Below are 444 nucleotides of genomic sequence, written 5' to 3'. Positions count from 1 at the left end.
CCAGCTCTAAACGTGCCAGCAGATATTTAGCGTGGATAGCTGCTGAGCGACCATTATTTTTGCCGCTTCTTTGGGTGACTGTAATTGAGTAAGTTGTCCCATTGGGTGGTGATTTCGGCCAGTGTGTGCTCATGTTGATCCCGGTTTGGAACTTCCGGCATGGCCTGACTGGGAAAACTGAGTGATAAGCTTAACAGACCAATAATCGAAGATTTTATCCTGCTGAACCGACGGGATTGGATTTTTTGCACGTGTAAATAGTGCCAGAGTCAGGTTTCCATGATGCATTTTGATTATTTCTTAATTATTTCCCTTTTTCTGATTATGTAATTCTCACGATGAGAAAAAGAATTAAACGCAGTATTTAACGTGCTTTTTCTGCATGTGACCCTTTCATCATTAATGAAAAGGGTCACAATCCGTAGTGCAAAAAATCCAATCCCG

General features: G+C 41.7%; 1 protein-coding gene. It reads right to left on the bottom strand.

Annotated elements, in window-relative coordinates:
- Positions 1-129 precede the first annotated feature (129 nt).
- A complete protein-coding gene (locus tag AAC147_RS11670; RefSeq protein ID WP_231571701.1) occupies positions 130-288 on the bottom strand; it encodes a hypothetical protein in 159 nt (52 codons plus the stop codon).
- Between the last annotated feature and the right edge of the window lie 156 nt (positions 289-444).

The organism is Xenorhabdus sp. NBAII XenSa04 (assembly GCF_963866145.1).
Taxonomy (GTDB): domain Bacteria; phylum Pseudomonadota; class Gammaproteobacteria; order Enterobacterales; family Enterobacteriaceae; genus Xenorhabdus; species Xenorhabdus indica.
The sequence above is the reverse complement of the archived record's forward strand: the minus strand, read 5'-3'. Positions and strand labels throughout refer to the sequence as shown.

Bases quoted from the DNA above. Each gene is read 5' to 3' on its own strand.
- AAC147_RS11670 (WP_231571701.1), bottom strand. From the start codon at position 288: ATGCATCATGGAAACCTGACTCTGGCACTATTTACACGTGCAAAAAAT.